This window comes from Rhodococcus sp. NPDC059234, from assembly GCF_042754225.1.
In the GTDB taxonomy this organism is placed as follows: Bacteria; Actinomycetota; Actinomycetes; order Mycobacteriales; family Mycobacteriaceae; genus Rhodococcus_G.
This window is the reverse complement of record NZ_JBHZAH010000195.1, coordinates 1-4,645: the sequence shown is the minus strand read 5'-3', so window position 1 is coordinate 4,645 and position 4,645 is coordinate 1. Positions and strand designations below refer to the sequence as shown.

Annotated in this window: 5 protein-coding genes; 1 reads left to right on the top strand and 4 read right to left on the bottom strand. The window is 68.9% G+C overall.

Annotated features, from left to right (window positions below; all coding sequences use genetic code 11):
- Positions 1-90: 90 nt before the first annotated feature.
- The 4 genes from ACFXGJ_RS24010 to ACFXGJ_RS23995 all read right to left on the bottom strand — a co-directional run bounded on the left by ACFXGJ_RS24010 (position 91) and on the right by ACFXGJ_RS23995 (position 3,446).
- A complete protein-coding gene (locus ACFXGJ_RS24010) occupies positions 91-1,284 on the bottom strand; it encodes an NADP-dependent malic enzyme (RefSeq protein ID WP_378625761.1) in 1,194 nt (397 codons plus the stop codon).
- A gap of 332 nt (positions 1,285-1,616) precedes the next feature.
- Positions 1,617-1,958 carry a hypothetical protein gene (locus ACFXGJ_RS24005; protein WP_378625760.1) on the bottom strand — a complete coding sequence of 114 codons (342 nt, stop codon included), beginning with the start codon at positions 1,956-1,958 and terminating at the stop codon, positions 1,617-1,619.
- A gap of 4 nt (positions 1,959-1,962) precedes the next feature.
- On the bottom strand, positions 1,963-2,577 hold the full coding sequence (locus tag ACFXGJ_RS24000) for a MarC family protein (protein ID WP_378625758.1): 615 nt from the start codon (positions 2,575-2,577) through the stop codon (positions 1,963-1,965).
- A complete protein-coding gene (locus tag ACFXGJ_RS23995) occupies positions 2,574-3,446 on the bottom strand; it encodes a PHP domain-containing protein (protein WP_378625757.1) in 873 nt (290 codons plus the stop codon). The genes ACFXGJ_RS24000 and ACFXGJ_RS23995 overlap by 4 nt, the downstream gene beginning before the upstream one ends.
- Positions 3,447-3,573: 127 nt before the next feature.
- Between ACFXGJ_RS23995 and ACFXGJ_RS23990 the strand changes: the two genes are divergently transcribed.
- A complete protein-coding gene (locus ACFXGJ_RS23990) occupies positions 3,574-4,644 on the top strand; it encodes a magnesium and cobalt transport protein CorA (protein WP_378625762.1) in 1,071 nt (356 codons plus the stop codon).
- The last annotated feature ends 1 nt before the right edge of the window (position 4,645 follow it).

Genomic DNA, 4,645 nt, shown 5'->3' with positions numbered 1-4,645 from the left:
CCCACCCCCGAAACGGTTGATGGGAACCATCATTCGGTCTGACCGAATGATGGTTCCCATCACCGTGAATGTGCGGCTGCGGGGGTGCGACTAGCCCGCGACGCCCTCTGCCTTCGCGGCGGCCGCGACGGCCTCGGCCACCGCGGGGGCGACCCGCGGGTCCAGCGGGCTCGGCACGATCTTGTCGACAGCCAGCTCGTCGGCCACCACGGACAGGATGGCCTCGGCCGCGGCGAGCTTCATGCCCTCGGTGATCCGGCGCGCGCCCGCATCCAGCGCACCCTTGAACACACCGGGGAAGGCCAGCACGTTGTTGATCTGGTTCGGGAAGTCACTGCGACCCGTCGCGACGATTGCCGCGTGCTTGGCGGCGATGTCCGGGTGGATCTCCGGATCCGGGTTGGACATCGCGAAGATGATCGCCTCGGGCGCCATCGTCGCGATGATCTCCTCCGGCACGGTTCCGGCGGACACACCGAGGAACACGTCCGCGCCGTCGAGCGCCAGGGCGATGCCCCCGGTCCGTCCGGCGGGGTTGGTGCGCGCCGCGAGGTCGGCCTTGATCTCGTTGAGGTCGCCGCGGTCGCTCGAGACGATGCCCTTGGAGTCGAGCACGGTGATGTCCGCGATGCCGGCCGCGAGCAGGATGTTCGCGCAGGCCACGCCCGCCGCACCCGCACCGGAGATGACCACGCGCAGCGCGGTGATGTCACGGTCCTGGACCTTGACCGCACCCTTGAGGGCGGCGAGGGCCACGATGGCGGTGCCGTGCTGGTCGTCGTGCATGACCGGGCAGTCGAGGGCCTCGATGACGCGCTTCTCGATCTCGAAGCAGCGCGGAGCCGAGATGTCCTCGAGGTTGACCGCGCCGAAGCTCGGCCGGAGCCGGATCAGGGTCTCGACGATTTCGTCGGGGTCCTTGGTGTCGAGCACCAGCGGGATCGAGTTCAGGCCGGCGAAGTTCTTGAACAGCGCGGACTTGCCCTCCATGACGGGGAGCGACGCACGCGGCCCGATGTCGCCGAGGCCGAGCACCGCGGAGCCGTCGCTGACCACGACGACCAGGCGGTTGGTCCAGGTGTAGCGATCCGCCAGCGTCTCGTCCGCGGCGATGGCGCGGCTGACCTGAGCCACTCCGGGGGTGTACGCAATCGACAGCGCGCGCTGGCTGTCGAGGGGGGCCGTCGTCTCGACCGAGAGCTTGCCACCGATGTGGCCCGCGAAGATCTCCTCGTCGGTCAGCTCAACCTTGTTCGGTGTGGTTGCTTCAGACACGGAAGACACGATGACACTCCTACTCAAGCCGCTCCCACTCGGGGGCGGGTTACTGGTAAGTAGCAGCGCCGAAGGCAAATTCGACGCAGCCGCAGGTTCTTGTCGAGATGGGGGTGAGGCTAACCGAGGGTGCACGATCAAATCCCGTTTGGTCTACGGGCACAGCACTCACTTCGGAAGCGCGAACGCGCCGGGCGGGGTGGGCCCAGGCACTGAATCTGCCGCTGGTAAATCCGACTCTCACTTCATTACCGGGGGGTAGCACCGGCTTGGAGTGCAGCAAGTGTGCCACCGATGCCTCACCGAGGGCAAATCTCACTGGTGAGTAGGAATCACGTGAGCTACCCCCACCACTGAGTCCAGAGCAACAGCGTTGTGACCAACAACACGGCGATCGACCCGCCCACTGCCACCGCACCGCGCCGGTGATCGGCGAACCACTGCGCGACGACCACCGCCACCGCCGCCACGATGTGCGCGCCGACCGACATCCCCCCGGGCCCGGGAAAGCCGCGTCGCCCGCCGAGGTAGGCCGTGCCGACGACGACCAGCGCGAGCACCACCACACCTGCGGCGACTGCGCCGCTGAGCGCCTGCAGGCCGCGGGACGCCCCGCTCCGCCGCCGCTCGCGGCCGGGACCGGCCCCGGGCTCGGTGTACTCCTCGTACTCGTCGATCGACACTCGCCTACCCGCCTGCGATGAATCCGCGGACCGAGTCCGCAATGAGCTGGACCGCGATCGCGGCCAGCAGGAGCCCGGCTATCCGCGCGAGCAGCGTGATACCGCTCTCGCCGAGCAGCAGGATCAGCACCGTGGAGAACCGGAGCACCAAGAACAGGATGAGGTGAATCGTCAGAATCGCCAACCCGATGGCCAGATACGACGACGGATGGCCCTCCGCCTGGCTCACGAACACGATCACCGCGGCGATGGCCCCCGGTCCCGCCATCAGCGGGGTGCCCAGTGGCACGAGCGCGACGTTCACGTCCTCGGCGCCCTGCGGCTGGTTCGCGTCGCGGCCGGTGAGCAACTCCAGCGCGATCAGCAGCAACAGCAGCCCGCCGGCGCCCTGCAATGCCGGTATGCCGATGTGCAGGTAGCGCAGGATCGCCTGCCCACCGACCGCGAACACCGTGATGACCGCGAGCGACACCGCCGGCGCCTGCCAGGCGGCCCGATTTCGCGCCTCCCGGTTCTTGCGGCCGACGAGCGAGAGGAACACCGGAATCGCGCCGGGCGGGTCCATGATCACGAACAACGTGATCACGGCGGTGAGGTACAGCGTGGTGTCGAAGGTCATCGACGTTGCTCGCTCATCCCCCGGACCAGCGGTACACCGGTGGCCGAGTCGACGATCCGCTCGAACTGGTCTGGTGCGGTGACGAACTCGCCGAGCACGACCGACTTGTTGATGCCGTGGTAGTCCGAGGACCCGGTGACGACCAGATCGAGGTCGCGCGCGAGACCCGTGAGCAGCCGGGCGTCCTCCGCGCTGTGGTCGTGGTGCTCGATCTCCACCCCGGACAGCCCGTCCGCGACCAGCTCGCCGATCTGGTCCATCGACATCAACCGGCCCCGGCTCGCCGCCCGCGGATGCGCAAGGACGCTCGCGCCGCCGGCCTGCGTCACCATCCGCACCGCCTCGGGCAGGGGCGTGTCCTGCTTGTGCACGTAGTACCGGCCGCCGGTCCGCAGCAGGTCGGCGAAAGCCTCGTTCACCGAGCCGACCACCCCGGCCTCGACCAGTGCGCGGGCCAGGTGCGGGCGGCCGACAGCCGGTCCGGCCGCGGCCATCAGCGCGTCGGCGTCGATCGGCAGCCCGTCCGCGGCCATCCGCTCGGCCATCACCCGCAGCCTCGAGGTGCGTTCGGCCCGCAGCCGCTCCCGTTCCCGCGCGAAGACCGCGTTCTGCGGGTCGAACAGGTAGGCCAACAGGTGCACCGCGACGGGCCTGCCGTCCTCGCCACGACCCTCGCACGACATCTCCATCCCCCGGACGAGGCTCAGCCCCGGGGGCAGCGCCTCGACCGCCTCCGACCAGCCGGCGGTGGTGTCGTGGTCGGTGAGCGCGACCACGTCCAGTCCTGCCGCAGCGGCGGACCGCATCACCTGGGCCGGGCTCTCGGTGCCGTCCGAGGCCGTCGAATGGGTGTGAAGGTCGATACGCACCCCGCCATTGTCGCAGGCCCGCGCGCGCCGGGCCGCGGGAAGACGAACGGGTGCACGGCCGCAGGCGGCGATACGATCGATTCGGATCGTCTCCCACCCGCCGAGGAAGTGACCGCCCGTGCCGTCCATACCGCCGTTGCCGTCGCTTCGCCCCGCTCGAAAGCCGGTTCCGACACGGAAAGTCGTCCCGGTACCCGCGGCAAGGGCGATCGTCGACTGCGCGGTGTACGTGGACGGCGTGCGGCTGCCGGGCCGGTTCACCCACTCGGCCGCGCTCGCGGAGGTCCGTTCCCGCGGCGAGGGTTTCGCATGGGTGGGCCTGCACGCGCCGGACGCGGATCAGATGAACAGCGTGGCAAAGGTTTTCGGGCTGCACGAGCTGATGGTCGAGGACGCCGTGCACGCCCATCAGCGCCCCAAACTCGAGATCTACGACGACGTGCTGTTCCTGGTGCTGCGCACCGTGAACTACGTCGAGCACGAGTCGATCACCACCGCGAACGAGATCGTCGAGACCGGCGAGATCATGATCTTCGTCGGCGCGGACTTCGTCGTCACCGTCCGCCACGGCGAGCACTCCGGGCTCGCCGGCGTCCGCGCCTACATGGACGCGCACCCGCAGCGCCTGGCACTCGGACCGACCGCGGTCCTGCACGCCATCGCGGACCACGTCGTGGACAGCTACCTCGCCGTCACCGAATCCGTGGAGCGGGACGTCGACCTGATGGAGGAGGACGTCTTCAGCCCCCGCGGTCGCGTCGCGATCGAGCAGATCTACCTCCTCAAGCGAGAGATCGTCGAGCTGCGCAGGTCGGTGAACCCGCTGGCCAGCCCGCTGCAACGACTCGGGCACGACACCGGCGTCGGGATCGGCAAGGAGGTCCGCCGTTACCTGCGCGACGTGCAGGACCACCACACGATCGTCGCCGAGCGCATCGCGGAGTTCGACGAGGTGCTGAGCACCCTGGTCGAGGCGGCGCTGGCCAAGGTGGCGGTGCAGCAGAACACCGACATGCGCAAGATCTCGGCCTGGGTGGCGATCGCCGCGGTGCCGACCATGATCGCGGGCATCTACGGAATGAACTTCGACCAGATGCCCGAACTACGCTGGAGCTTCGGCTATCCGGTGGTGCTGTGCATCATCGCGACGCTCTGCACCGGCCTGTTCGTGACGTTCCGTCGCAACAACTGGCTGTGAC